22 protein-coding genes are annotated in these 24,045 nt (G+C 58.8%); 16 read left to right on the forward strand and 6 right to left on the reverse strand.

Annotation, left to right across the window (positions count from 1 at the left end; genetic code table 11):
* Window positions 1-19: 19 nt before the first annotated feature.
* The gene (gene dapD, locus F8N44_RS10395; protein WP_150650243.1) at window positions 20-1,054 is read right to left on the reverse strand and encodes a 2,3,4,5-tetrahydropyridine-2,6-dicarboxylate N-succinyltransferase; all 1,035 of its coding nucleotides are present in this window, start codon (window positions 1,052-1,054) and stop codon (window positions 20-22) included.
* A gap of 33 nt (window positions 1,055-1,087) precedes the next feature.
* Entirely contained in the window at window positions 1,088-1,450 is a 363-nt protein-coding gene (locus tag F8N44_RS10400; RefSeq protein ID WP_003222107.1) for an ArsC family reductase, read from the reverse strand.
* 293 nt (window positions 1,451-1,743) lie between these two features.
* On the opposite strand from F8N44_RS10400, the gene F8N44_RS10405 reads away from it, so the two are divergent.
* Window positions 1,744-3,375 carry a Na+/H+ antiporter gene (locus F8N44_RS10405; protein WP_150650244.1) on the forward strand — a complete coding sequence of 544 codons (1,632 nt, stop codon included), beginning with the start codon at window positions 1,744-1,746 and terminating at the stop codon, window positions 3,373-3,375.
* Between the two features lie 8 nt (window positions 3,376-3,383).
* On the opposite strand, the gene F8N44_RS10410 is transcribed toward F8N44_RS10405, so the two are convergent.
* The 4 genes from F8N44_RS10410 to map form a co-directional block, all read right to left on the reverse strand.
* Window positions 3,384-4,118, reverse strand: a complete 735-nt coding sequence (locus F8N44_RS10410) for a M12 family metallopeptidase (RefSeq protein WP_150650245.1) — start codon at window positions 4,116-4,118, stop codon at window positions 3,384-3,386.
* Window positions 4,119-4,284: 166 nt separating this feature from the next.
* Window positions 4,285-5,484 (reverse strand): succinyldiaminopimelate transaminase, encoded by a 1,200-nt coding sequence (gene dapC / locus F8N44_RS10415; protein ID WP_150650246.1) that lies wholly within the window; start codon window positions 5,482-5,484, stop codon window positions 4,285-4,287.
* Window positions 5,485-5,527: 43 nt separating this feature from the next.
* Complete coding sequence (locus F8N44_RS10420; protein ID WP_116028744.1) at window positions 5,528-8,230, reverse strand: [protein-PII] uridylyltransferase; 2,703 nt, start codon at window positions 8,228-8,230, stop codon at window positions 5,528-5,530.
* Window positions 8,231-8,271: 41 nt separating this feature from the next.
* Complete coding sequence (map, locus tag F8N44_RS10425; protein ID WP_150650247.1) at window positions 8,272-9,054, reverse strand: type I methionyl aminopeptidase; 783 nt, start codon at window positions 9,052-9,054, stop codon at window positions 8,272-8,274.
* Between the two features lie 373 nt (window positions 9,055-9,427).
* Here map and rpsB point away from each other — a divergent pair, with 373 nt between their 5' ends.
* From rpsB to rnhB, 15 genes are all read left to right on the forward strand, one after another.
* Window positions 9,428-10,165 carry a 30S ribosomal protein S2 gene (gene rpsB, locus F8N44_RS10430; protein WP_003222119.1) on the forward strand — a complete coding sequence of 246 codons (738 nt, stop codon included), beginning with the start codon at window positions 9,428-9,430 and terminating at the stop codon, window positions 10,163-10,165.
* A gap of 190 nt (window positions 10,166-10,355) precedes the next feature.
* Window positions 10,356-11,219 carry a translation elongation factor Ts gene (tsf, locus tag F8N44_RS10435; protein WP_150650248.1) on the forward strand — a complete coding sequence of 288 codons (864 nt, stop codon included), beginning with the start codon at window positions 10,356-10,358 and terminating at the stop codon, window positions 11,217-11,219.
* Window positions 11,220-11,427: 208 nt separating this feature from the next.
* Window positions 11,428-12,171 carry a UMP kinase gene (pyrH, locus tag F8N44_RS10440; RefSeq protein WP_003222124.1) on the forward strand — a complete coding sequence of 248 codons (744 nt, stop codon included), beginning with the start codon at window positions 11,428-11,430 and terminating at the stop codon, window positions 12,169-12,171.
* Window positions 12,168-12,725 (forward strand): ribosome recycling factor, encoded by a 558-nt coding sequence (frr, locus tag F8N44_RS10445; protein ID WP_007954771.1) that lies wholly within the window; start codon window positions 12,168-12,170, stop codon window positions 12,723-12,725. Before pyrH ends, frr begins: the two co-directional genes overlap by 4 nt.
* Before the next feature lie 14 nt (window positions 12,726-12,739).
* Window positions 12,740-13,495: a polyprenyl diphosphate synthase gene (uppS, locus tag F8N44_RS10450; RefSeq protein WP_127926008.1), complete on the forward strand. Its 756-nt coding sequence runs from the start codon at window positions 12,740-12,742 to the stop codon at window positions 13,493-13,495.
* Window positions 13,495-14,301 (forward strand): phosphatidate cytidylyltransferase, encoded by an 807-nt coding sequence (locus F8N44_RS10455; RefSeq protein ID WP_150650249.1) that lies wholly within the window; start codon window positions 13,495-13,497, stop codon window positions 14,299-14,301. The genes uppS and F8N44_RS10455 overlap by 1 nt, the downstream gene beginning before the upstream one ends.
* Window positions 14,298-15,488, forward strand: coding sequence for a 1-deoxy-D-xylulose-5-phosphate reductoisomerase (gene ispC / locus F8N44_RS10460; protein WP_150650250.1), 1,191 nt, complete (start codon window positions 14,298-14,300; stop codon window positions 15,486-15,488). The genes F8N44_RS10455 and ispC overlap by 4 nt, the downstream gene beginning before the upstream one ends.
* A 54-nt stretch (window positions 15,489-15,542) precedes the next feature.
* A complete protein-coding gene (gene rseP, locus F8N44_RS10465; RefSeq protein ID WP_150650251.1) occupies window positions 15,543-16,895 on the forward strand; it encodes a sigma E protease regulator RseP in 1,353 nt (450 codons plus the stop codon).
* A 74-nt stretch (window positions 16,896-16,969) separates the two neighbouring features.
* Window positions 16,970-19,345: an outer membrane protein assembly factor BamA gene (bamA, locus tag F8N44_RS10470; protein WP_150650252.1), complete on the forward strand. Its 2,376-nt coding sequence runs from the start codon at window positions 16,970-16,972 to the stop codon at window positions 19,343-19,345.
* Window positions 19,346-19,390: 45 nt separating this feature from the next.
* Window positions 19,391-19,894 carry an OmpH family outer membrane protein gene (locus F8N44_RS10475; protein ID WP_007908849.1) on the forward strand — a complete coding sequence of 168 codons (504 nt, stop codon included), beginning with the start codon at window positions 19,391-19,393 and terminating at the stop codon, window positions 19,892-19,894.
* 3 nt (window positions 19,895-19,897) lie between these two features.
* Window positions 19,898-20,953, forward strand: coding sequence for a UDP-3-O-(3-hydroxymyristoyl)glucosamine N-acyltransferase (lpxD, locus tag F8N44_RS10480; RefSeq protein WP_150650253.1), 1,056 nt, complete (start codon window positions 19,898-19,900; stop codon window positions 20,951-20,953).
* A gap of 106 nt (window positions 20,954-21,059) precedes the next feature.
* Window positions 21,060-21,500 carry a 3-hydroxyacyl-ACP dehydratase FabZ gene (gene fabZ / locus F8N44_RS10485; protein ID WP_003222142.1) on the forward strand — a complete coding sequence of 147 codons (441 nt, stop codon included), beginning with the start codon at window positions 21,060-21,062 and terminating at the stop codon, window positions 21,498-21,500.
* The gene (lpxA, locus tag F8N44_RS10490) at window positions 21,497-22,273 is read left to right on the forward strand and encodes an acyl-ACP--UDP-N-acetylglucosamine O-acyltransferase (RefSeq protein ID WP_038357910.1); all 777 of its coding nucleotides are present in this window, start codon (window positions 21,497-21,499) and stop codon (window positions 22,271-22,273) included. Before fabZ ends, lpxA begins: the two co-directional genes overlap by 4 nt.
* Before the next feature lie 2 nt (window positions 22,274-22,275).
* Window positions 22,276-23,406, forward strand: coding sequence for a lipid-A-disaccharide synthase (gene lpxB, locus F8N44_RS10495; protein ID WP_038357912.1), 1,131 nt, complete (start codon window positions 22,276-22,278; stop codon window positions 23,404-23,406).
* A gap of 11 nt (window positions 23,407-23,417) precedes the next feature.
* Window positions 23,418-24,044: a ribonuclease HII gene (rnhB, locus tag F8N44_RS10500; protein WP_127930358.1), complete on the forward strand. Its 627-nt coding sequence runs from the start codon at window positions 23,418-23,420 to the stop codon at window positions 24,042-24,044.
* Window position 24,045: the final 1 nt, after the last annotated feature.

A 24,045-nucleotide genomic window follows, 5' to 3' on the forward strand; every position in this document is an offset into this window, starting at 1 on the left:
AGGGGGATCGTATGGCTGCTTAGTTGTGAGCGTGCAGCGCTTCGTTCAGTTCGATCGCCGATTTGTGGGTCTTGCATTCCACAGCACCGGTTTCCGAATTGCGACGGAACAGCAGATCAGTCTGACCGGCCAGTTCACGCGCTTTCACAACTTTAACCAGGTTGTTGTTTTCGTCCAGCAGCGCCACCTTGGTGCCGGCCGTCACGTACAGGCCCGACTCAACGGTGTTGCGGTCACCCAACGGGAAACCGATACCGGCGTTGGCGCCGATCAGGCAGCCTTCGCCGACCTTGATCACGATGTTGCCGCCGCCCGACAGGGTGCCCATGGTCGAGCAACCGCCGCCCAGATCGGAACCCTTGCCGACGAATACGCCAGCGGAAACGCGGCCTTCGATCATGCCCGGGCCTTCGGTGCCGGCGTTGAAGTTGATGAAACCTTCGTGCATCACGGTGGTGCCTTCACCGACGTAAGCGCCCAGACGCAGACGCGCGGCGTCAGCGATACGCACGCCGGCCGGAACCACGTAGTCGGTCATTTTCGGGAACTTGTCCACCGAGAACACTTCCAGCAATTCGCCACGCAGACGCGCTTCCAGTTGCAGTTCAGCCAGTTCGCTCAGGTCGATTGCACCCTGGCTGGTCCACGCTACGTTTGGCAGCAGCGGGAAAATCCCGGCCAGGCTCACGCCGTGTGGCTTGACCAGACGGTGCGACAGCAGGTGCAGCTTCAGATACGCCTCAGGCGTCGAGGTCAGCTGTGCGTCTTCGGCCAGCAAAGTGGCGACCAGCGGCTTGTGGCTTTCAGCCAGACGGGTCAGCAGCTTGCCTTGCACGGCGTCGATACCTTTCACGGCTTCAGCCAGTTGCGCGGCCTGGGCGGTGGTGAAAGTGATGGCCTGGTTGCCTTCGGTGTAACCGAGAATCGGCGCAACCGCCGCGACCAGTTCGGCCGAAGGGTTGAGCAGTGGCTGTGCGTAGAACACTTCCAGCCATGCGCCTTGACGGTTCTGAGTGCCGACACCAAAGGCGATGCTGAACAGGGAATTGGACATGTAAATACACCTCTACAAAGAGTGACGGGCTGCTTACTTCAGAGCGGCCGCGTAGATATCTGGCTTGAAGCCAATCAGGGTTCGGTCACCGAGATCGAGCACCGGGCGCTTGATCATCGAGGGTTGAGCGAGCATCAGTTCGATGGCTTTCGACTGGTCGAGATCGGCTTTGCGTTCGTCGTCGAGTTTGCGAAAGGTCGTGCCTGCGCGGTTCAACACCGTTTGCCAGCCGTGTTCGTCACACCATTGGGTCAGGTGTTCACGGTCGATGCCGGCGGTTTTGTAATCGTGAAAGTCGTAGCTGACAGCGTGTTCATCGAGCCAGGTGCGCGCCTTCTTCATGGTGTCGCAGGCTTTGATGCCGAAAAGGTGCAACGTTTTACTTGAAACGGTCAAGGAATTGCCCCCTTTACAGGTGCTGGAGAAAAATGGTGTCGGATTATGCCATGACCAAACCGGTTCGCGGCGCCTCAGGTCGATTTGGCAATGCAAAACCCTGTGGGAGCGAGCTTGCTCGCGAAGGGGCCGTGTCAGTCAAAATCTCTGCTAATGACACACCGCATTCGCGAGCAGGCTCGCTCCCACAAGGGACTGCGATCGGGCAGTGCGACATAGGTGCAACGGTCAGACACAGCCTAAGCGGCTAATATGGCAGTTCAACGCTGTCGATTGTCTGAGATTTCCGCTTTATGCAAACTGCTTATACCGTCCTGATCCTGCTGATGCTGGTCAGCGTCTCGCGTCTGGTCGGGCGGGTCATCCCGCTGCCTCTGCCACTGGTCCAGATTTCCGCCGGCGCCTTGCTCGCCTGGCCGACGCTGGGTCTGCATGTGGCCCTCGATCCCGAACTGTTCCTGTTTCTGTTCCTGCCGCCGCTGCTGTTCTCCGATGGCTGGCGCATGCCCAAGCGTGAGTTCTGGCATCTGCGCGGGCCGATCCTGACGCTGGCGGTGGGGCTGGTGTTGTTCACCGTGGTCGGCGCCGGTTACTTCATTCATTGGTTGTTACCGTCAATTCCTCTGCCGGTGGCCTTCGCTCTGGCGGCCGTGTTGTCGCCAACCGACGCCGTGGCCGTTTCGGCGATTTCGCAGAACCGCTTGCCGACGCCGTTGATGCACATCCTGCAAGGCGAGGCGCTGATGAACGATGCCTCGGGTCTGGTGACGTTCAAGTTCGCTCTGGTCGCTGCGGTGACCGGCGTGTTCTCTCTGGCCAATGCCAGCCTGACGTTCGTCGTGGTCGCCCTCGGCGGGCTGGCGGTCGGTGTGGCGTTGAGCTGGCTGGTCGGGCGCTTGCGCGCGTGGATGATCGCCCGTGGCTGGGATGACCCGGCCACCCACGTGGTGTTCATGTTGCTGTTGCCGTTCGCCGCGTATGTGTTGGCCGAACGCCTCGGCGTCTCGGGCATTCTCTCGGCGGTGGCGGCGGGCATGATGCAGAGCTGGCTTGATCTACTGCCACGACAGACCAGCACCCGACTGCTTAATCGCAGCGTCTGGTCGCTGCTGGAGTTTGCCTTTAACGGGCTGATCTTCCTGCTGCTCGGCCTGCAATTGCCGGACATCATCAAAGCCGTGGTCAGCCACGAGCCGACATTGTGGCCGACGCTGTTCTACCGCTGCCTGGATGTCGTGGCGATTTTCCTCGCGCTGGTCTTGCTGCGGTTTATCTGGGTGCAGAGCATCTGGCGTTTGTCGGTGCTGTTGCGCCGTTTGCGCGGCAAGGGCGAGCTGACGCAAGTGCCGACTGCGCGTTCCTGCTGGTTGCTGACCGTCGGCGGTGTGCGCGGTGCGGTGACGCTGGCCGGTGTGATGTCGGTGCCGATGCTGATGGGCGCGGATGCGTTTCCCGAACGTGATCTGCTGATTTTCATCGCTGCCGGGGTGATCCTGCTGTCACTGATATCGGCGTGTATTGCTCTGCCGCTGTTGTTGCGAGGGATCGAAAAGAGCCCGGACGACAAGCGTCGCCAGGAAGTGCGCGATGCCTGGCGCAAAACGGCCGAGGCGGCAATTCACTCGCTGGAAGCCGAGGAAGTCGCCCCGCAGGAGGCTGCTCAGGCGGCATTGGCCGCCGAACTGAAAGCGCGAATCATGTCCGAGTATCGCCATCAACTCGATGTCTTCAATGATTCTGCCGAAGCCCAGGCGCTGGCCTTCCAGATGGACTTGCTTGAGCGTCGGCTCCGTTTGAAGGCGCTGCGCGCGCAACGCCTTGAGTTGTACCGTCTTAGCCGCCAGCACCAGATCGGTGACGATGTGCTGCGGGAAGTACTGGGAGAGCTCGATCTGAGCGAGGCCAACCTGGGGCAGGTCAAATAGGCAGCGGATTACTTGGGATAGAGCAGCTTCATCAGGCGTTTGTCTTTCTTGCTGATCTTGCGGTTGATCGGTACTTCCCAATTGCCCACCGTCAACGTGTTTGCAATCGGGTGATGCATGATTGATCGCTTGTCATAGGCGGTGTAGATCGCATCGAGCGTATCGAAGGAGGCGAAGAGGTTGAGGTCGACTTGTTCGCGGGTCAGCGGGTTCATTTGCCGATTCTGATAGAACTCGTACACCTTGGGTTTATCCCACGGGATATTGGCCTGAGGGTGCTGATGTTCATGCAGGGCGCCGAGTGCATGGCCGAACTCATGCGTCACGATGACCTCGAAGTCGGCATGGTCGGGCGTGACCCCGAGATTCATGGTCGGGTGGTCTGGATGAATCAGCAGCGCATCGGTACCGAGCATGGAATTGTTGAGATTGTGCGTTGTGGCGATCCGGATATCGCCTTTGCGTTCTTCGACGAATTCAAACTTGAGGTTGATGTATGGCAACCAGCGGCTGGCGGCTTCGATAATCCTGCTTTTGTGCTCAGCGTCGGGCGAATCCATGAAAGCAATTTTCAAGGTGCGACCGTTGGCCCACAGTTTTGAATAATTGACCACGGAGCGTTTGCGACGCGCGCCTGTCGTGGCATCGGGGCCGGCATTGGCCGGGTTTTCATTGATGGCGGCGGTGTAAGCCGCTTGATCATCGGGCCACTGAATCAGTTGGCAATCCAGGAGTTCTTTCATTTCACTTCTTCCATGAAGTTTGGAGGGCGGTCGTTTTGATACGCAGCAAACAGCGCAACCCAAGACTAACGTCTGGCCGGCTGAAAGGTGGGGTATAAGATGAGGCGAACTGTTACGTGATATTTGAACCGCCTGTACCGGATTGTCCGGCACAGGCGTTCAGGCTTTACGGACGACGCTTGATAAAGTCACGAATCCGTTCAGCCGCCTCGACACACTCGGCCAGTGGCGCAACCAGTGCCATACGCACGCGGCCAGCCCCCGGATTGACGCCATCGACGTCACGGGACAAGTAAGAACCCGGCACCACGGTCACGTGCTCCTGTTCAAACAGATCGCGACAGAACGCAGCATCGTCGCCTTGCACGTTCGGCCACAGATAGAAACTGCCATCCGGGCGCTGCACGTCCATCACCGGGCTGAGGATTTCCAGCACCGCATCGAATTTCTCGCGATACAGCGCACGGTTGGCGCGTACATGCACTTCGTCATTCCACGCCGCCACGCTGGCCAGTTGCGTTTGTACCGGCATCGCGCAGCCGTGATAGGTGCGATACAGCAGGAAGCCTTTGAGGATGTCGGCATCGCCCGCCACGAACCCGGAACGCAGACCGGGGAGGTTGGAGCGCTTGGAGAGGCTGTGGAACACCACGCAACGCTTGAAGTTTTTGCGGCCCAGTTCGACACACGCAGTGAGCAGTCCCGGCGGCGGCGTTTGCTCATTGAAGTACAACTCGCTGTAGCACTCGTCGGCGGCGATCACGAAATCGTACTCGTCGGCCAGGGTGATCAGCTTTTTCAGGGTGTCGACCGGGATCAGCGCGCCAGTCGGATTGCCCGGCGAGCAGAGGAACAGGATCTGGCAGCGTTTCCAGATGTCCGGCGAAACCGCATCGAAATCCGGATTGAAGCCGTTTTCGTCGAGGCACGGCAGGTAATGCGGCTTGGCGCCGGCGAGGAACGCCGCGCCTTCGTAGATCTGGTAGAACGGATTCGGACTGACCACCAGTGCGTCGTCGCCACGGTTGACCACGGTCTGGGTGAACGCGAACAGGGCTTCACGGGTGCCATTGACCGGCAACACGTTGCGCGCCGGATCGATCCAGCCGCCTGGTACGCCGAAACGACGCTCACACCAGCCGGCGATGGCTTCGCGCAGGGCCGGGATGCCGAGGGTAGTCGGATACACCGCCATCTGATCCAGACTGTTGGCCAGTGCCTCGGCGACAAAGCTTGGCGAACGGTGTTTCGGCTCGCCGATCGACAGGGCGATCGGGCGCTTGTCCGGGTTCGGGGTCACGGTACCGAGCAGGGCGCGGAGCTTTTCGAACGGGTACGGCTGGAGCTGGTTCAGAGCGTTGTTCATTGGGGCTGGGTCTCTCGCAAAGCCATTTGAATCCGGGGCGCCATCAAATACTGATGCGCGACAATTTGATATCAGGTTCCTGATTGACGCTCAGTTGCTCAACGATCGCATCCTGCAAACGGCTGCACAGCAACGGGTCGGACAACGGTTGGTTGTGCGCGTCGGTGATGAAGAACACGTCTTCCACGCGCTCGCCCAGGGTCGCAATCTTGGCGTTTTGCAGCGACAGGTCGAACTCGAGGAAAATTCCGCCGATCCGCGCCAGCAGTCCCGGGCGATCAGGCGCGGTCAGTTCCAGTACGGTCACCGGACGTTGCGCGTCGTTATGAATTGTTACCTGCGGCGCAAAGGCGAAATGCTTGAGCTGGCGCGGCACGCGGCGTTGAATGATCGTCGGGTAATCGTCGGGATTGCGCAGGGCTTCGGTCAAGCCTTCACGAATCTGTTTGACTCGCGTCGGGTTGTCGCCGATGGACTCGCCTTCGTTGTCGAGCACGATGTAGGTGTCGAGGGTGAACTGGCTGCTCGAGGTGATAACCCGCGCGTCGTGAATGTTCAGGTTGAGCTGATCCATTGCCGCCACGGTCACCGCGAAGAAATCATGCTGGTCCGGTGCATAAATGAAGATCTGCGTGCCACCCTCGAACTCGCGTTGGGTGGTTTCCTTGATCAGCACCAGCGGCCCGCCGTCGACCGGCTGCTGCAGGATTGCATCGCTGTGCCAGGCCACGTCGCCGGCGGTGTGGCGCAGGAAATAGTCATCGCCCAATTGCGCCCACAGCTGCTCGACATCGTCCGGGTCGGTGCCACCACGCACCAGAATATCCAGCGCGGCGCTTTGGGTCTGGCGGATCTGCTCTTCGCGATCCACCGGGTTTTCCAGGCCGCGACGCAAGGCGCGTTTGGTCTCGGTGTAGAGCTGGCGCAACAGGCTGGCGCGCCACGAGTTCCACAACGTCGGGTTGGTCGCGTTGATGTCGGCCACGGTCAGCACGTAGAGGTAGTCGAGACGGGTTTCATCGCCGACGGCCAAGGCGAAGTCGTGAATCACCTGCGGGTCGGACAAGTCCTTACGCTGAGCGGTGGTCGACATCACCAGATGGTTCTGCACCAGCCAGACGATCAGGCGGCTGTCCCACACCGGCAACTGATGGCGCTGGCAGAACGCCTCGGCATCGACCGCACCGATCTCCGAGTGATCGCCATGCCGGCCTTTACCGATGTCGTGGTACAGGCCCGCCATGTAGATCAGTTCAGGCTTGGGCAGCTTTGCCATGAGCTTGGCGGCCAGCGGAAACTTCTCCGACACCTGGGTGTACTGCAATTTGCGCAGGTGCTTGATCAGGTTCAGCGTGTGCGCATCGACCGTATAAATGTGGAACAGGTCGTGCTGCATCTGCCCGACGATAAAACCGAACTCCGGCAGGTAACGCCCGAGAATGCCGTAACGGTTCATCCGGCGCAGGTTGCGGTGGATGCCGATCTTGCACTTGAACAGCTCGATGAACAGGCTGGTGTTGCGAATATCGTTGCGGAAGTTGTCGTCGATCAGGTGACGGTGCTCGCGCAGCAGACGAATGGTGTCGGCGCGCACGCCTTTGATTTCCGGCTGCTGGGCCATCAGCACGAAAATCTCCAGCATGGCGAACGGCGTGCGGCGGAACACGTTGTCGTTGCGTGCCTCGATATAGCCGTCGTGGAGCTGGAAGCGCGAGTTGATGGGCTGCGGCGGCGCTTCGTCTTCCGGCGCGAGGATGACTTCCTCGAAATGCTGGATGATCAGGTCGCTCAGCTGGGCGATGCTCATCACTACGCGGAAATACTGTTGCATGAAGTTTTCGACGGCCTGTTTGGCGTCGTCGCCTTCAAAACCCAGTAGCCCGGCGATGGTGCGCTGGTGGTCGAACAGCAAGCGGTCCTCGGAGCGGCCGGCGAGCATATGCAGGGCGTAGCGAACCTTCCAGAGAAATTCCTGGGAGGAGGCGAGCAGGGCGTTTTCACTCTCGACCAGGAAACCTTCGCCAGCGAGTGCGCGCAGGTTCAGGGTGCCGTATTGGCGACGCGCAACCCAGAGAATCGTCTGAATATCCCGCAGTCCGCCGGGCGAGCCTTTGACGTTGGGTTCCAGGTTGTATTCGGTGTCGTTGTATTTGTGGTGGCGGGCCTTTTGTTCGGCGCGCTTGGCCAGGAAAAACTCCTTGGCCGGCCACATATGTGCGGTGCTGGTGACGTCGAGCATGCGCTGGCGCAGGCGTTCGGGACCGCAGATGGTGCGGCTTTCCATCAGGTTGGTGACGACGGTCAGGTCGGCGCGGGCCTCTTCGGCGCATTCATCGACCGAGCGCACGCTCTGACCGACTTCCAGGCCGATGTCCCACAGCAGCGTCAGAAAACGCTCGATGGAGTCGCGGAAAACTTCGTGATCGGCGCTGTCCAGCAGGATCAGCAGATCGATATCGGAATAAGGGTGCAGCTCACCGCGACCATATCCGCCGACCGCGACCAGCGCGATGTCGGCGTCTTCGCTCCAGTTGAACTGCTCCCAGGCCTTTTGCAGGATATTGTCGACGAACCAGGCACGGTCTTCGATCAGGCGGCGGATGTCGCGACCCTGGCGAAAACGCGTGTCGAGTACCTCGCGAGCCTGGCGGATCGCCTTTTTGAACGCCGCGATAGGACTCGCTTTCAGGGCCAGTTCAGCCTGGAACTGGCCGCGGTCGAAGAGTTCGGGATCCACCTGCGGCATCGATTGGCATTCCTTCTATAAGGCTGGGAGCGTTGTGTGGATCAGGCCGAGATGCGCGGGATGGTGTCGTCGGCGCGCAGGGTGAAGATCTCGTAGCCAGTGTCGGTCACCAGCAGGGTGTGTTCCCACTGTGCTGACAGCTTGCGATCCTTGGTGATCGCGGTCCAGCCGTCACCCAATACTTTGGTGTCGGCCTTGCCCTGGTTGATCATCGGCTCGATGGTGAAGGTCATGCCGGCCTTCAGTTCCATGCCGGTGCCGGCGCGGCCGTAGTGGAGGATCTGCGGCTCTTCGTGGAAAACCTTGCCGATGCCGTGACCACAGAACTCGCGAACCACCGAGAAGCCGTTCTTTTCCGCGTGCTTCTGGATCACTTCGCCGATGTCACCGAGACGGCAGCCGGGTTTGACGATCTCGATCGCCTTGTACATGCATTCCTGGGTGATCTGCGACAGGCGTTCGGCCCAGACAGGCACTTCGCCGACATGGAACATGCGGCTGGTGTCGCCGTGGTAGCCGTCTTTGATCACGGTTACGTCGATGTTCAAGGTGTCGCCGTTCTTCAGCGGCTTGTCATTCGGAATGCCGTGGCAGACCACGTGGTTGATCGAAGTGCAGATCGACTTCGGATAACCCTTGTAATTGAGCGGGGCAGGGATGGCGTGCTGCACGTTGACGATGTAGTCGTGGCAGATCTGGTTCAGCTCATCGGTGGTGACGCCCGGTTTGACATGTTCGGCAATCATTTCCAGCACATCGGCGGCCAGTTTGCCGGCGACACGCATGCCAGCGATGTCCTCGGGGGTTTTGAGGTTGACGGTCATACAGGCTCTCTCTGCGCTCGGCGGCGCTTGCTGATACGAATAGGGTGGCAGGTGATCGTTTTGCGACCCTGAAAAACGCGATTCTAACAGACGCACGGCGCAATTCAGCGCCCGCGTGCATCGCTTCTCTCTATACAATGGTGCGTTCGGGGCCGATTCCAAGGGGGCTGCGCCCATGTCCTTGGTGCGAATACAGATTCCGGGTTCCGTTTCTGCGCACCCTGTGGTATAAAATGCGCCGCTTTCCGGGGATACCCCGAAAAGCTTAAATCCACACACGTGTCGACACGATGACCTGGGTGCTTTTGGCTTTATGCCACTGGTTGGTCATTGGGATACGTGGAGGCCAAACCCGACTTATTAAGGAACTATCATGTCCCAAGTCAATATGCGCGATATGCTGAAGGCCGGTGTGCACTTCGGTCACCAAACCCGTTACTGGAATCCGAAAATGGGTAAGTACATTTTCGGCGCGCGTAACAAGATTCACATCATCAACCTTGAAAAAACCCTGCCAATGTTCAACGAAGCTCTGACTTTCGTAGAGCGTCTGGCCCAGGGCAAAAACAAGATTCTGTTCGTCGGCACCAAGCGTTCCGCTGGCAAGATCGTTGCTGAAGAAGCAGCACGTTGCGGTTCGCCGTACGTCGATCACCGCTGGTTGGGCGGCATGCTGACCAACTTCAAAACCATTCGTGCTTCGATCAAGCGTCTGCGTGACCTTGAAGTTCAAGCCGAAGACGGTACTTTCGCCAAGCTGACCAAGAAAGAAGCGCTGATGCGCTCCCGTGACCTGGAAAAGCTGGATCGTTCGCTGGGCGGCATCAAGGACATGGGCGGTCTGCCAGACGCACTGTTCGTGATCGACGTTGACCACGAGCGCATCGCGATCACCGAAGCCAACAAGCTGGGCATCCCGGTAATCGGCGTTGTCGACACCAACAGCAGCCCGGAAGGCGTTGACTACATCATCCCAGGCAACGATGACGCAATCCGCGCTATCCAGCTGTACATGGGTTCGATGGCTGACGCAGTGATCCGTGGTCGCAACAATGTTGCTGGCGGCACTGTAGAATTCGCAGCTGAAGAAACTCAGGCTGCAGCTGAGTAATTAACGCCCTGGCGTTGACTCAGTAAGCAAAAAGGGGGCTTGGCCCCCTTTTTGCCACCTCGAAAACCATTTGTCGGCGCCCACGGCACTGTTTGTAATGTGCGGCAGCTAACAAGGGTGGTTCGGGAAGAATTGAACGCCCGTTCGATCGGGTGGAATGGTTGAAAACCTATCCAAGAGGAATTTGAAAATGGCAGCAATTACTGCAGCGTTGGTTAAAGAACTGCGCGAGCGTACCGGCGAAGGCATGATGGACTGCAAGAAAGCCCTGGAAAAGGCTGGCGGCGACATCGAAAAAGCCATTGATGACATGCGTGCTTCGGGCGCGATCAAGGCTGCCAAGAAAGCGGGCAACGTTGCCGCTGAAGGCGCAATCGCCATCAAATCGAACGACAAGGCAGCCGTGCTGCTGGAAGTCAACTCGCAGACCGACTTCCTGGCCCTGCAAGATGACTTCAAGAACTTCGTTGCTGCCAGCGTAGAAAAAGCCTTCGACGAGAACCTGACCGACGCAGCTCCGCTGATCGCCGCTCAGGAATCGGCTCGTGAAGCTCTGGTTGCTAAAGTTGGTGAAAACGTCAACATCCGTCGTCTGGTCCGCGTAGAGGGTGACGTTGTCGGCACCTACCTGCACGGTAACAAGATCGGTGTTGCTGTTGTCCTGAAAGGCGGTGACGTCGAGCTGGCCAAAGACATCGCGATGCACGTAGCTGCAAGCAACCCTGAGTTCCTGCTGCCTTCGCAAGTTTCGGAAGAAGCGATCGAGCGTGAAAAAGCTGTGTTCCTGCAGCTGAACGAAGAGAAGATCAAAGGCAAGCCAGAAAACATTGTTGAGAACATGGTCAAGGGCCGTATCAGCAAGTTCCTGGCAGAAGCAAGCCTGGTTGAGCAGGCGTTCGTCAAGAACCCTGAAGTCAAGGTTGGCGAGCTGGCCAAGAAAGCCGGCGCAGAAATCGTTTCCTTCACTTACTTCAAAGTAGGCGAAGGCATCGAGAAGCCGGTCGACAACTTCGCTGAAGAAGTTGCTGCCCAGCTGGCTGCCGCCAAGCAATAAGACGGTTTTTCAACTGTCGCCCGAAAGAGGCTGCCCGCTTACGCGCGCAGCCTCTTTTCAGATGGGGTTGCCAATTTTTATTGGTTTCCACTTGGAACTGACTTACAAAGCCATGTTCCGATGGCGCTGAAGCAGCGTCAAGCTAGAGTGAACGCCAGCTGTAAACAGCTCGCAAAGAATTTTAAATACGCCGCAGGAGAGATTCGCAATGGCTCAGCAGGGCAGTGGTTATCAGGCTCGCTATAAACGCATTCTACTCAAGCTTAGCGGCGAGGCCCTGATGGGCTCGGAAGAGTTCGGGATCGATCCAAAAGTGCTGGATCGGATGGCGCTGGAAGTCGGCCAACTGGTTGGCATCGGCGTACAGGTCGGTCTGGTGATCGGCGGTGGCAACCTGTTCCGCGGCGAAGCTTTGAGCAAAGCCGGTATGGATCGGGTCACGGGTGACCACATGGGCATGCTGGCCACTGTGATGAACGCCCTGGCCATGCGCGATGCGCTGGAACGTGCCAATATCTCGGCCATCGTCATGTCGGCCATTTCCATGGTGGGTGTGACCGATCACTACGATCGCCGCAAAGCCATGCGTCACCTGAACTCCAAAGACGTCGTGATCTTCGCTGCCGGTACCGGCAACCCGTTCTTCACCACGGATTCGGCAGCCTGCCTGCGCGCAATCGAAATCGATGCCGACGTCGTGCTGAAAGCGACCAAGGTCGATGGTGTCTACACCGCTGACCCGTTCAAAGACCCGCATGCCGAGAAGTTCGATCATCTGACTTATGATGAAGTACTGGATCGCAAGTTGGGCGTGATGGATCTGACCGCTATTTGCCTGTGCCGCGACCACAAGATGCCGCTGCGCGTATTCAACATGAACAAGCCCGGTGCCCTGCTGAACATTGTGCACGGCGGCGCTGAAGGGACTTTGATCGAGGAAGGCCAACAATGATCAACGAAATCAAGAAAGACGCCCAAGCGCGTATGCAGAAATCCCTGGAGTCTCTGAACCACGCGTTCGGCCAGATTCGTACCGGTAAGGCTCACCCGAGCATCCTCGGCAGTGTGATGGTGCCTTACTACGGCACTGACACCCCGCTGAGCGGCGTTGCCAACGTCACCGTGAAAGACTCGCGCACCCTGCAGGTCGTGGCGTTCGAGCGCAACATGCTCGCAGCCGTCGACAAGGCAATCCAGAGCGCCGGTCTGAACCTCAACCCGACCAACCTGGGTGAGTTGCTGTTGATCCCTATGCCGGCCCTCACCGAGGAAACGCGTAAAGGTTTCACCAAGCAGGCGCGTAGCGCTGCTGAGGACGCGCGTGTTGCCGTGCGCAATATTCGTCGCGATGCCTTGGGCGAGCTCAAGAAACTGGTCAAGGACAAGGAAATCAGCGAAGACGAAGAACGTCGTGCCATCGCTGATATCGATAAGCTGACCAAAGAATCCGAGGCCCAGATCACCAAGGCCACGGACGAGAAAGAAAAAGACCTGATGGCCGTATAAGGGTCGAGCTTTAAATGGACAAGACCAAGCAGACTGCGCCGTCCGCGGTGCCGCGCCATGTCGCGATCATCATGGATGGCAACAATCGCTGGGCGAAAAAACGCTTTATGCCGGGTGTCGCCGGGCATAAAGCGGGCGTTGATGCTGTGCGTGCCGTGATCGAGGTGTGTGCTGAGGCCAAGGTCGAAGTGCTCACCCTGTTCGCGTTTTCCAGTGAGAACTGGCAGCGCCCGGCCGATGAGGTCAGTGCCTTGATGGATCTGTTCTTCAAGGCATTGCGTCGAGAGGCCAAGCGCCTCAACGACAACAACATCAGCCTGCGCATCATTGGCGATCGTTCGCGCTTCCACCCTGAGCTTCAGGCGGCAATGCGCGAAGCCGAGGCCATGACCGCCGGCTCCAACCGCTTCATCCTGCAGATCGCCGCCAATTACGGCGGTCAGTGGGATATCGCGCAAGCGGCTCAGCGTCTGGCGCGTGAAGTTCAGGCCGGACACCTGCGTCCGGAAGACATCACCCCGGATCTGCTGCAAACCTGTCTGGCGACCGGCGATCTGCCATTGCCCGACTTGTGCATCCGCACCGGTGGCGAGCACCGCATCAGCAACTTCCTGCTGTGGCAACTGGCCTACGCCGAGTTGTACTTCTCCGACCTGTTCTGGCCGGACTTCAAACACGATGCCATGCGTACTGCGCTGGCCGATTTCGCTTCGCGTCAGCGTCGCTTCGGTAAAACGAGCGAACAGATCGAAGCTGGAGCCCGGGTTTAATGCTTAAACAACGAATCATCACTGCGCTGATCCTGCTGCCGATTGCCTTGTGCGGGTTTTTCCTGCTGGAAGGCTCCGGTTTTGCGCTGTTCATCGGTCTGGTCGTGAGCCTGGGTGCTTGGGAGTGGGCGCGCCTGGCTGGCTTCGCCGCACAGTCGTTCCGTGTCGGCTATGCCGCTGTTGTTGCGCTGATGTTGTTCGTCATGTACGTGCTGCCGGGCCTCGCCCCTTGGGTGTTGGGTGCTTCGGTGTTGTGGTGGGCAGTGGCAACGTACCTGGTGCTGACGTATCCGCGTTCGAGCGAGCGCTGGTCCACGGCGGCCACCAAACTGGTGATCGGCCTGCTGATTCTGCTGCCGGCCTGGCAAGGTCTGGTACAGATCAAGCAGTACCCGCTGGGTAACTGGCTGATTATGGCGGTGATGGTGCTGGTTTGGGGGGCCGATATCGGTGCCTACTTCTCTGGTCGAAAATTCGGCAAGCGCAAGCTGGCCCCGCAAGTCAGCCCGGGTAAAAGCTGGGAAGGCGTCTACGGTGGTCTGGCGCTGAGTCTGCTGATTACAGCGATTGTCGGTCTCGTGCGTGACTGGACCGTCGCCGAGCTGCTTAAAGGCTTGATTGGCGCTGCGCTGATCGTCTTCATCTCCGTCGTCGGCGACCTGACCGAAAGCATGTTCAAGCGTCAGTCCGGCATCAAGGACAGCAGTAATCTGCTGCCCGGCCATGGCGGCGTGCTTGATCGCATCGACAGTCTGACCGCGGCAATTCCGGTGTTTGCCGTGCTTTTGTGGATGGCTGCACCGTGAGTCGTCCTCAACAGATTACCGTTCTCGGTGCGACGGGCTCGATCGGTCTGAGCACGCTGGATGTCATTGCTCGTCATCCTGAGCGTTATCAGGTTTTCGCGTTGAGTGGTTTCACGCGCCTCAGTGAGCTGTTCGCTTTGTGCGTGCGCCACGTGCCGCAGTTTGCCGTGGTTCCCGAGGCTGCTGCCGCGCGCGGCTTGCAGGACGATTTGCGTGCCGCCGGTTTACCGACCCGTGTGCTGGTGGGGGAGGAGGGGCTGTGCCAGGTCGCTGCTGCTCCGGAAGTCGATGCGGTGATGGCTGCGATCGTCGGTGCGGCAGGTTTGCGTCCGACCCTGGCGGCCGTCGAAGCTGGCAAGAAGATTCTCCTGGCCAATAAAGAGGCGCTGGTGATGTCCGGCGCCTTGTTCATGCAGGCGGTGCGCAAGAGTGGTTCGGTGTTGCTGCCGATCGACAGCGAACACAACGCGATTTTCCAGTGCATGCCACAGGATTTTGCCCGTGGATTGAGCTCGGTGGGTGTTCGTCGGATTTTGCTCACAGCCTCTGGCGGCCCGTTCCGACAGACGCCGATGAGTGAACTGGCGCATGTTTCACCTGATCAGGCGTGTGCGCACCCGAATTGGTCCATGGGGCGCAAGATTTCGGTCGATTCGGCCAGCATGATGAATAAAGGCCTTGAACTGATCGAGGCCTGTTGGTTGTTTGATGCCAAGCCCTCGCAAGTCGAGGTAGTGATTCACCCGCAGAGCGTGATTCACTCGCTGGTCGATTATGTCGACGGCTCGGTGCTGGCGCAGTTGGGTAATCCTGACATGCGTACGCCGATCGCCAACGCCCTGGCCTGGCCGGAACGCATTGATTCGGGCGTGGCACCGCTGGATCTGTTTGCTGTCGCGCGTCTGGACTTCGAAGCGCCGGATGAAGAGCGCTTCCCTTGTCTGCGTCTGGCACGGCAAGCTGCAGAGGCTGGCAACAGTGCGCCGGCGATGCTCAATGCGGCCAACGAAGTGGCGGTGGCAGCGTTTCTCGACGGACGGGTCCGTTACCTGGAAATCGCGAGTATCATCGAGGAGGTCTTGAGCCTCGAGCCGATCGTTGCACTGGCAGATCTCGATGCCGTGTTTACGGCTGATGCCAAGGCGCGAGCTCTGGCTGAGCAATGGTTGAAGCGTCACGATCGATAGAATTTGCAACACAATGGCTACACGCGACACTGAACAGGATTGCGGAGAAAGTAGATGAGCGCGCTCTATATGATTGCCGGCACCCTGATTGCCTTGGGTGTGCTGGTCACCTTTCACGAATTCGGCCACTTCTGGGTCGCGCGTCGCTGTGGCGTCAAGGTTCTGCGTTTCTCCGTAGGCTTCGGCATGCCGCTGCTGCGCTGGCACGACAAGCAGGGCACTGAGTTTGTGGTCGCAGCGATACCGCTGGGCGGCTACGTCAAAATGCTCGATGAGCGCGAAGGCGAAGTGCCGGTCGATCAGCTTGATCAGTCGTTCAACCGCAAATCCGTACGTCAGCGTATCGCTATTGTTGCGGCCGGCCCGATTGCCAACTTCCTGTTGGCATTGGTGTTCTTCTGGGTCTTGGCCATGCTCGGCAGCGAGCAGGTGCGCCCGGTCATCGGCGCGGTTGAACCCGGCAGTATCGCTGCCAGTGCCGGTTTGAGTGCAGGTGAGGAAATTGTCGCGGTCGATGGTGAGCCGACTTCCGGTTGGGCGGCCGTCAATCTGCAATTGGTCCGACGCCTCGGCGAAAGCGGTTCTCTGCAGTTGCTGGTGCGTGAGCAGGGTTCTACTGCGGATTCGCCGCGTGAGCTGAAGCTGGATAACTGGCTCAAAGGCGCTGATGAGCCGGATCCGATCCGCTCGCTGGGTATCCGTCCATGGCGCCCGGCTTTGCCGCCGGTGCTCGCCGAGCTTGATCCGAAAGGCCCGGCCCAGGCTGCTGGCCTGAAGACCGGTGACCGTCTGTTGGCTCTCGATGGTCAGGCGCTGAATGACTGGCAGCAGGTGGTCGACACCGTTCGTACGCGTCCTGATACCAAAATCATGCTGCGCATCGAGCGCGACGGTGCTCAAATCGACGTCCCGGTGACGCTGGCGGCGCGCGGTGAAAGCAAATCGCCGAGCGGTTATCTGGGGGCGGGTGTAAAAGCTGTCGACTGGCCGCCGGAGATGATTCGCGAGGTCAGTTACGGGCCTCTGGCTGCGATTGGCGAGGGTGCCCGTCGCACTTGGACCATGAGCATTCTGACGCTCGATTCGCTAAAGAAAATGCTGTTCGGCGAGCTCTCGGTAAAAAACTTGAGTGGACCGATAACCATTGCTAAAGTGGCGGGCGCTTCTGCCCAGTCGGGCGTCGCTGATTTCCTGAATTTCCTTGCTTATCTGAGTATTAGCCTGGGCGTTCTGAATTTGCTGCCCATTCCTGTACTGGATGGGGGGCATTTGTTGTTTTATCTGATCGAGTGGGCGCGTGGTCGTCCCTTGTCGGATCGGGTGCAAGGTTGGGGGATACAGATCGGTATCAGTTTGGTGGTCGGGGTGATGTTGCTTGCTCTGGTCAACGATCTGGGTCGACTGTAACGCTTCGCTGAATTGCGAATCTGCCGCATTTTGCGGCAGTTTGTTTATTGCCAGTTGGAATAAGAAAGGACTTCATGAAACGTCTGCTGCTAACTGCGGTTCTCACCGTATTGATGATCGCCGAAGTTCACGCCGAGTCCTTCACTATCTCTGATATTCGCGTCAATGGCCTCCAGCGGGTCTCCGCGGGTAGCGTCTTTGGTGCCTTGCCGTTGAACGTCGGTGAGCAGGCGGATGATCGTCGCCTGGTGGAATCCACTCGTGCGTTGTTCAAAACCGGTTTCTTTCAAGATATCCAGCTGGGCCGCGAAGGCAACGTTCTGGTCATCACGGTCGTCGAACGTCCGTCGGTCGCCAGTATCGAGATCGAAGGCAACAAGGCGATCTCCACTGAAGACTTGATGAAAGGTCTCAAACAATCCGGTCTGGCCGAAGGCGAGATCTTCCAGCGCGCCACTCTCGAAGGTGTGCGTAACGAACTGCAGCGTCAGTACGTCGCGCAAGGTCGCTACTCGGCTACGGTCGATACCGAAGTGGTCTCGCAACCGCGTAACCGCGTTGGTCTGAAAGTGAAGATCAACGAAGGCACCGTTGCGGCCATTCAGCACATCAACGTGGTGGGCAACACGGTTTTCCCCGAGGAAGACCTGACCGACCTGTTCGAACTGAAAACCACCAACTGGCTGTCGTTCTTCAAGAACGACGACAAGTACGCCCGTGAAAAGCTTTCCGGTGACCTCGAGCGTCTGCGTTCCTACTATCTGGACCGTGGCTATATCAACATGGATATCGCTTCGACCCAGGTGTCCATCACCCCGGACAAGAAGCACGTCTACATCACTGTCAACGTCACCGAAGGCGAGAAATACACCGTTCGTGACGTCAAGCTCAGCGGTGACCTGAAAGTTCCTGAAGATCAGGTCAAGTCCCTGCTGCTGGTGCAGAAAGGCCAAGTGTTCTCGCGCAAGCTGATGACCACCACATCCGAGCTGATCACCCGCCGTCTGGGTAACGAGGGTTACACCTTCGCCAACGTCAACGGCGTACCGCAGCCGCATGATGATGACCACACCGTCGACATCCTGTTTGCTGTTGATCCGGGCAAGCGTGCCTACGTCAACCGCATCAACTTCCGTGGCAACACCAAGTCCGAGGACGAAGTGCTGCGTCGTGAAATGCGTCAGATGGAAGGTGGCTGGGCTTCGACCTACCTGATCGACCAATCCAAGACTCGTCTTGAGCGTCTTGGCTTCTTCAAGGAAGTCAACGTTGAAACTCCGGCTGTGCCAGGTGTCGACGACCAGGTTGACGTGAACTACGCCGTTGAAGAGCAGGCTTCCGGTTCGATTACCGCCAGTGTCGGTTTCGCCCAGAGTGCCGGTCTGATCCTCGGTGGTTCGATCACCCAGAACAACTTCCTCGGTACTGGTAACCGCGTCAGCATCGGCCTGACCCGCAGCGAATACCAGAGCCGCTACAACTTCGGCTACGTTGACCCGTACTGGACCGCCGATGGCGTGAGCCTGGGTTACAACGCGTTCTATCGCACCACTGACTACAAAGACCTCGATGTCGACGTAGCAAGCTATGCGGTAGACAGCCTGGGTGCCGGCGTCAACGTTGGCTACCCGATCAGCGAAACTTCGCGTCTGACCTTTGGCCTGTCGGTTCAGCAGGACGAGATCAAGACCGGTACCTACACCGTTGACGAAATTTTCGACTTCGTTAACAAGGAAGGCGACAAGTACCTGAACTTCAAGGCGTCGGCCGGCTGGTCCGAGTCGACCCTGAACAAAGGCGTACTGCCGACCCGTGGCCGTTCCCAGAGCCTGACCCTGGAAACCACCGTGCCGGGCAGCGACCTGTCGTTCTACAAGCTTGATTATCGCGGTCAGTTGTTCCAGCCGATCAGCGAGAACTACACCCTGCGTCTGCATACCGAGCTGGGTTATGGCGACGGATACGGCGGGACCGATGGCTTGCCGTTCTATGAAAACTACTATGCTGGTGGTTTCAACTCGGTTCGTGGCTTCAAGGACAGCACTCTCGGTCCACGCAGTACGCCGAGCCGTGGTACCAACCCGGGCACGCTCGCTGACCCTGACCAGGATCCGCTGCCGTTCGGTGGTAACGTCCTGATCCAGGGTGGTGTCGAGGTTCTGTTCCCGCTGCCATTCGTGAAAGATCAGCGCTCTCTGCGTACTTCGGTATTCTGGGATGTGGGTAACGTATTTGACTCGCAGTGCAAGGACACTACCAATGCGAATGGCTCGTCGTCGAACACCAAGTGTAACGACATCAGCCTGAGCAACATGGCCAGTTCCGTGGGTGTGGGTGTGACCTGGGTCACCGCACTGGGTCCTCTGAGCTTCGCGTTGGCCATGCCGATCAAGAAGCCGGATGAGGCTGAAACTCAAGTGTTCCAATTCTCCCTCGGCCAGACGTTCTAAGCGTCTGACCCAAGATAACGACAATGGATTTTGTAGGAGTGCATCGTGCGTAAGTTGACTCAATTGGTTCTCCTGGCCTCCTTGATGGTGGCAGGCCCGGCGTTTGCCGACATGAAAATTGCCGTTCTGAACTATCAGATGGCCTTGCTCGAATCCGACGCTGCGAAGAAGTACGCCGTGGATGCCGAGAAGAAGTTCGGTCCGCAACTGACCAAACTGAAAACGCTGGAAAGCAGTGCCAAGGGCATTCAGGACCGTCTGATGGCCGGTGGCGACAAAATGCAGCAAGGTGAACGCGAGCGTCTGGAGCTGGAATTCAAGCAAAAGGCCCGTGACTTCCAGTTCCAGTCCAAGGAACTGAACGAAGCCAAAGCTGTTGCCGACCGCGAAATGCTCAAGCAACTGAAGCCGAAACTGGATAGCGCAGTGGAAGAAGTCATCAAGAAAGGTGGTTTTGACCTGGTGTTCGAGCGTGGCGCAGTGATTGATGTCAAACCACAGTACGACATCACGCGCCAGGTTATCGAGCGCATGAATCAGCTGAAGTAACCCATGACCGTGACTATCAAGCTCGGCCAGTTGGCCGAGTTCCTCGGCGCCACCCTGCGTGGCGACCCTGAGAAGCAAATTACTGGGCTAGCCACTTTGCAAGAGGCTGGCCCAGCTCAGTTGAGCTTTCTGGCAAACCCTCAATATCGCAAATACCTGGCAGGCTCGCAGGCAGCAGCACTGCTGCTCAAAGAGGCCGATGCCGAAGGTTTTGCCGGTAATGCGTTGGTGGTGCCTGATCCTTATCTGGCTTACGCACGCATCTCACACTTGTTCGATCCCAAGCCAAAAGCCGCTGCAGGTATCCATCCCTCGGCGGTCATTGCGGCAGATGCAGTGGTTGATCCAACCGCCAGCGTCGGTCCATTCGTGGTGATCGAGGCCGGCGCGCGGATCGGTGCGCAAGTGACACTGGGCGCGCATTGCGTCATCGGTGCACGTAGCGAAATCGGTGAGGGCGGCTGGCTCGCTCCACGCGTGACGCTGTATCACGACGTACGCATCGGCAAGCGTGTAGTGATTCAGTCCGGTGCCGTGCTTGGTGGTGAAGGCTTCGGCTTCGCCAACGAAAAGGGTATCTGGCAGAAGATCGCCCAGATCGGTGGCGTGGCCATCGGCGACGATGTCGAGATTGGCGTGAACACTGCCATCGACCGTGGTGCACTGGCCGATACGGTGATCGGTAATGGCGTGAAGCTCGACAACCAGATCCAGATCGCGCACAACGTTCAGGTCGGTGATCACACCGCCATGGCGGCGTGCGTCGGGATCTCCGGCAGCACCAAAATCGGCAAGCATTGCATGCTCGCCGGCGGTGTCGGGCTGGTTGGCCACATTGATATTTGCGACAACGTTTTCCTGACTGGAATGACCATGGTGACCCACTCGATTACCGAGCCGGGTGCCTATTCTTCCGGCACAGCCATGCAACCGGCGGCCGAATGGCGCAAAAGCGCGGCCCGCATTCGTCAGCTCGATGACATCGCGCGGCGTTTGAAACAGCTGGAAAAGCGCGTAGGGGAAGTGACCCCTGACGGCAATGCTTCATCAGATGGCTGATACCATTTCCATATCAAGTGTGCACAGCCGCTAGACTGCCTCCTTGATTTGCTAGAGGAGTGCGCGTCAGTCGCGCTCCCAATCTTTACATAGGCTTCCCCCCGAAATGATGGACATCAACGAGATTCGCGAATACCTGCCTCACCGTTACCCGTTCCTGCTGGTGGATCGGGTGGTGGAACTGGACACTGAAGGCAAGCGCATTCGCGCCTACAAGAATGTCAGCATCAATGAGCCGTTCTTCAATGGTCACTTCCCTGCGCATCCAATCATGCCGGGCGTGCTGATCATTGAAGCGATGGCTCAGGCTGCCGGGATCCTCGGTTTCAAAATGCTTGATGTGAAGCCTGCCGACGGCACGCTCTACTACTTCGTCGGTTCCGACAAGCTGCGCTTCCGCCAGCCTGTGTTGCCGGGCGATCAGCTGATTCTCGAAGCCAAGTTCATCAGCTGCAAGCGTCAGATCTGGAAGTTCGAATGCCAGGCTTCGGTCGACGGCAAGCCGGTCTGCTCGGCTGAAATCATCTGCGCGGAACGCAAGCTATGAGTTTGATTGACCCTCGCGCAATCATCGATCCGTCGGCCGTTCTGGCTGATGGCGTCGAGGTCGGCCCGTGGTCGATCATCGGCGCAGGTGTGGAAATCGGCGAGGGTACCGTGATCGGGCCGCATGTAATCCTCAAAGGCCCGACCCGCATCGGCAAGCACAATCGCATCTACCAGTTTTCCTCGGTAGGCGAAGACACGCCCGATCTGAAGTACAAGGGTGAAGAAACCCGTCTGGTGATCGGTGATCACAACGTCATCCGCGAAGGCGTGACGATTCACCGTGGCACCGTGCAGGACCGTTCGGAAACCACGCTGGGCGATCACAACCTGATCATGGCCTACGCGCACATCGGGCATGACAGCGTCATCGGCAATCATTGCATTCTGGTCAACAACACCGCGTTGGCCGGGCATGTACATGTGGATGACTGGGCGATCCTTTCCGGATTCACCCTGGTTCACCAGTATTGCCACATCGGCGCTCACAGCTTTTCCGGTATGGGCACCGCGATCGGCAAGGACGTTCCGGCGTTCGTCACTGTGTTCGGCAATCCCGCAGAAGCGCGCAGCATGAACTTCGAAGGCATGCGCCGTCGCGGTTTCAGCGAAGACGCGATTCATACCCTGCGTCGCGCTTACAAAACCGTCTATCGCCAAGGCCTGACGGTCGAACAGGCGCTGGCCGAACTGGCTGAACCTGCTGCGCAGTACCCGGAAGTGGCGATATTCCGCGACTCCATCCAGTCGTCGACTCGCGGCATCACGCGCTGATCATGGCCAATCTGCGTATTGCGCTGGTGGCGGGTGAAGCTTCCGGTGACATTCTCGGCGCCGGTCTCATGCGCGCCCTCAAGGCACAGCATCCGGCGGTCGAGTTCATCGGCGTCGGCGGGCCGTTGATGCAAGCTGAAGGCCTGACTTCGTACTTTCCCATGGAGCGTCTGTCGGTCATGGGGCTGGTGGAAGTCCTTGGTCGCCTGCGCGAGTTGCTCAAGCGCCGCAAGGATCTGATCGCCACGCTGATCGCCGAGAAGCCGGACGTGTTTATCGGCATCGACGCGCCGGACTTCAACCTCAATATCGAACTCAAGCTGCGTCAGGCCGGGATCAAAACCGTGCATTACGTCAGCCCTTCGGTGTGGGCATGGCGGCAGAAGCGTGTACTGAAGATTCGCGAAGGTTGCGATCTGATGCTGACGCTGTTGCCATTCGAAGCCAGATTTTACGAAGAGAAAGGCGTACCGGTACGGTTCGTCGGCCACACGCTGGCCGATACCATCCCACTGGAAGCTGATCGCGCGGCGGCCCGTGCCGAACTGGGCTTGCCCGACGGCCCGCTGGTGGCATTGATGCCCGGCAGCCGTGGCGGCGAAGTGTCCCGACTGGGCGCGCTGTTCCTCGATACTGCTGAACGTCTGCGTGCATTGCGCCCGGGTTTGCGCTTTGTCATTCCGTGCGCCAATGCGGAACGCCGCGCGCAGCTTGAAGAGCTGCTCGCTGGCCGGGATCTGCCGGTGACCCTGCTCGATGGCAAATCTCATCTGGCTCTGGCCGCGTGCAACGCCGTGTTGATCGCCTCCGGCACCGCCACCCTTGAAGCGCTGTTGTACAAGCGGCCGATGGTGGTGGCGTACCGCCTGGCACCGCTGACGTTCTGGATACTTAAGCGCATGGTCAAGAGCCCGTATGTGTCCTTGCCGAACCTGCTGGCCCAGCGTCTGCTGGTGCCAGAATTGTTGCAGGATGATGCGACGGTCGAAGCACTGGCGCAGACCCTGTCGCCATTGATCGAAGGTGGCGAAGAACAGACGCGCGGCTTCGACGAGATCCATCGCACACTGCGCCTGGACGCCTCCAATCAGGCGGCGGATGCCGTCCTCAACCTGATCGGTCAGACACGATGAACAAGACAAGCATGCAGATGGGCCTGGATTTCACCCTGGTCGCCGAAGTCGACGAACTGGTCGCCGGTGTCGATGAAGTCGGTCGTGGCCCGTTGTGCGGGGCCGTGGTCACGGCAGCGGTGATCCTCGATCCGAACCGCCCGATCCTCGGGCTCAACGATTCGAAGAAGCTCACCGAAGCCAAGCGCGAAAAGCTCTACGACGAAATCATCGAGAAATCCCTGAGCTGGTGCATCGCCCGCGCCGAAGTCGAAGAAATCGACGAGCTGAACATTCTCCACGCGACCATGCTGGCCATGCAGCGCGCAGTGGCTGGTCTGCACATTCAGCCGAAACTGGCGATGATCGACGGCAACCGCTGCCCGCAATTGCCGATGCGCGCCGAAGCGGTGGTGCAGGGCGACGGCAAGGTGCCGGCCATCGCTGCCGCGTCGATTCTCGCTAAAGTCAGTCGCGACCGCGAAATGGCCGCTTTCGAATTGATCTACCCGGGTTACGGCATCGGCGGCCACAAAGGCTACCCGACGCCCGTTCATCTGGAAGCCTTGGTACGGCTCGGCCCGACGCCGATTCACCGACGCTCGTTCGCCCCGGTTCGTCAGGCTTATGAAGCGCTCGAAGGCCTGACACAGGTTTAGT

Source organism: Pseudomonas fluorescens (assembly GCF_902497745.1).
GTDB lineage: Bacteria > Pseudomonadota > Gammaproteobacteria > Pseudomonadales > Pseudomonadaceae > Aquipseudomonas > Aquipseudomonas fluorescens_BM.

Excerpts from the sequence above, each read along its gene's own strand:
- map (WP_150650247.1), bottom strand. The coding sequence starts at position 9,054 with ATGACCGTCAACCTCAAAACCCCCGAGGACATCGCTGGCATGCGTGTC.
- dapC (WP_150650246.1), bottom strand. The coding sequence starts at position 5,484 with ATGAACAACGCTCTGAACCAGCTCCAGCCGTACCCGTTCGAAAAGCTC.
- tsf (WP_150650248.1), top strand. The coding sequence starts at position 10,356 with ATGGCAGCAATTACTGCAGCGTTGGTTAAAGAACTGCGCGAGCGTACC.
- lpxB (WP_038357912.1), top strand. The coding sequence starts at position 22,276 with ATGGCCAATCTGCGTATTGCGCTGGTGGCGGGTGAAGCTTCCGGTGAC.
- rseP (WP_150650251.1), top strand. The coding sequence starts at position 15,543 with ATGAGCGCGCTCTATATGATTGCCGGCACCCTGATTGCCTTGGGTGTG.
- bamA (WP_150650252.1), top strand. The coding sequence starts at position 16,970 with ATGAAACGTCTGCTGCTAACTGCGGTTCTCACCGTATTGATGATCGCC.
- uppS (WP_127926008.1), top strand. The coding sequence starts at position 12,740 with ATGGACAAGACCAAGCAGACTGCGCCGTCCGCGGTGCCGCGCCATGTC.
- F8N44_RS10410 (WP_150650245.1), bottom strand. The coding sequence starts at position 4,118 with ATGAAAGAACTCCTGGATTGCCAACTGATTCAGTGGCCCGATGATCAA.
- dapD (WP_150650243.1), bottom strand. The coding sequence starts at position 1,054 with ATGTCCAATTCCCTGTTCAGCATCGCCTTTGGTGTCGGCACTCAGAAC.
- frr (WP_007954771.1), top strand. The coding sequence starts at position 12,168 with ATGATCAACGAAATCAAGAAAGACGCCCAAGCGCGTATGCAGAAATCC.
- rnhB (WP_127930358.1), top strand. The coding sequence starts at position 23,418 with ATGCAGATGGGCCTGGATTTCACCCTGGTCGCCGAAGTCGACGAACTG.
- lpxA (WP_038357910.1), top strand. The coding sequence starts at position 21,497 with ATGAGTTTGATTGACCCTCGCGCAATCATCGATCCGTCGGCCGTTCTG.
- F8N44_RS10405 (WP_150650244.1), top strand. The coding sequence starts at position 1,744 with ATGCAAACTGCTTATACCGTCCTGATCCTGCTGATGCTGGTCAGCGTC.
- pyrH (WP_003222124.1), top strand. The coding sequence starts at position 11,428 with ATGGCTCAGCAGGGCAGTGGTTATCAGGCTCGCTATAAACGCATTCTA.
- fabZ (WP_003222142.1), top strand. The coding sequence starts at position 21,060 with ATGATGGACATCAACGAGATTCGCGAATACCTGCCTCACCGTTACCCG.
- lpxD (WP_150650253.1), top strand. The coding sequence starts at position 19,898 with ATGACCGTGACTATCAAGCTCGGCCAGTTGGCCGAGTTCCTCGGCGCC.
- rpsB (WP_003222119.1), top strand. The coding sequence starts at position 9,428 with ATGTCCCAAGTCAATATGCGCGATATGCTGAAGGCCGGTGTGCACTTC.
- F8N44_RS10420 (WP_116028744.1), bottom strand. The coding sequence starts at position 8,230 with ATGCCGCAGGTGGATCCCGAACTCTTCGACCGCGGCCAGTTCCAGGCT.
- F8N44_RS10455 (WP_150650249.1), top strand. The coding sequence starts at position 13,495 with ATGCTTAAACAACGAATCATCACTGCGCTGATCCTGCTGCCGATTGCC.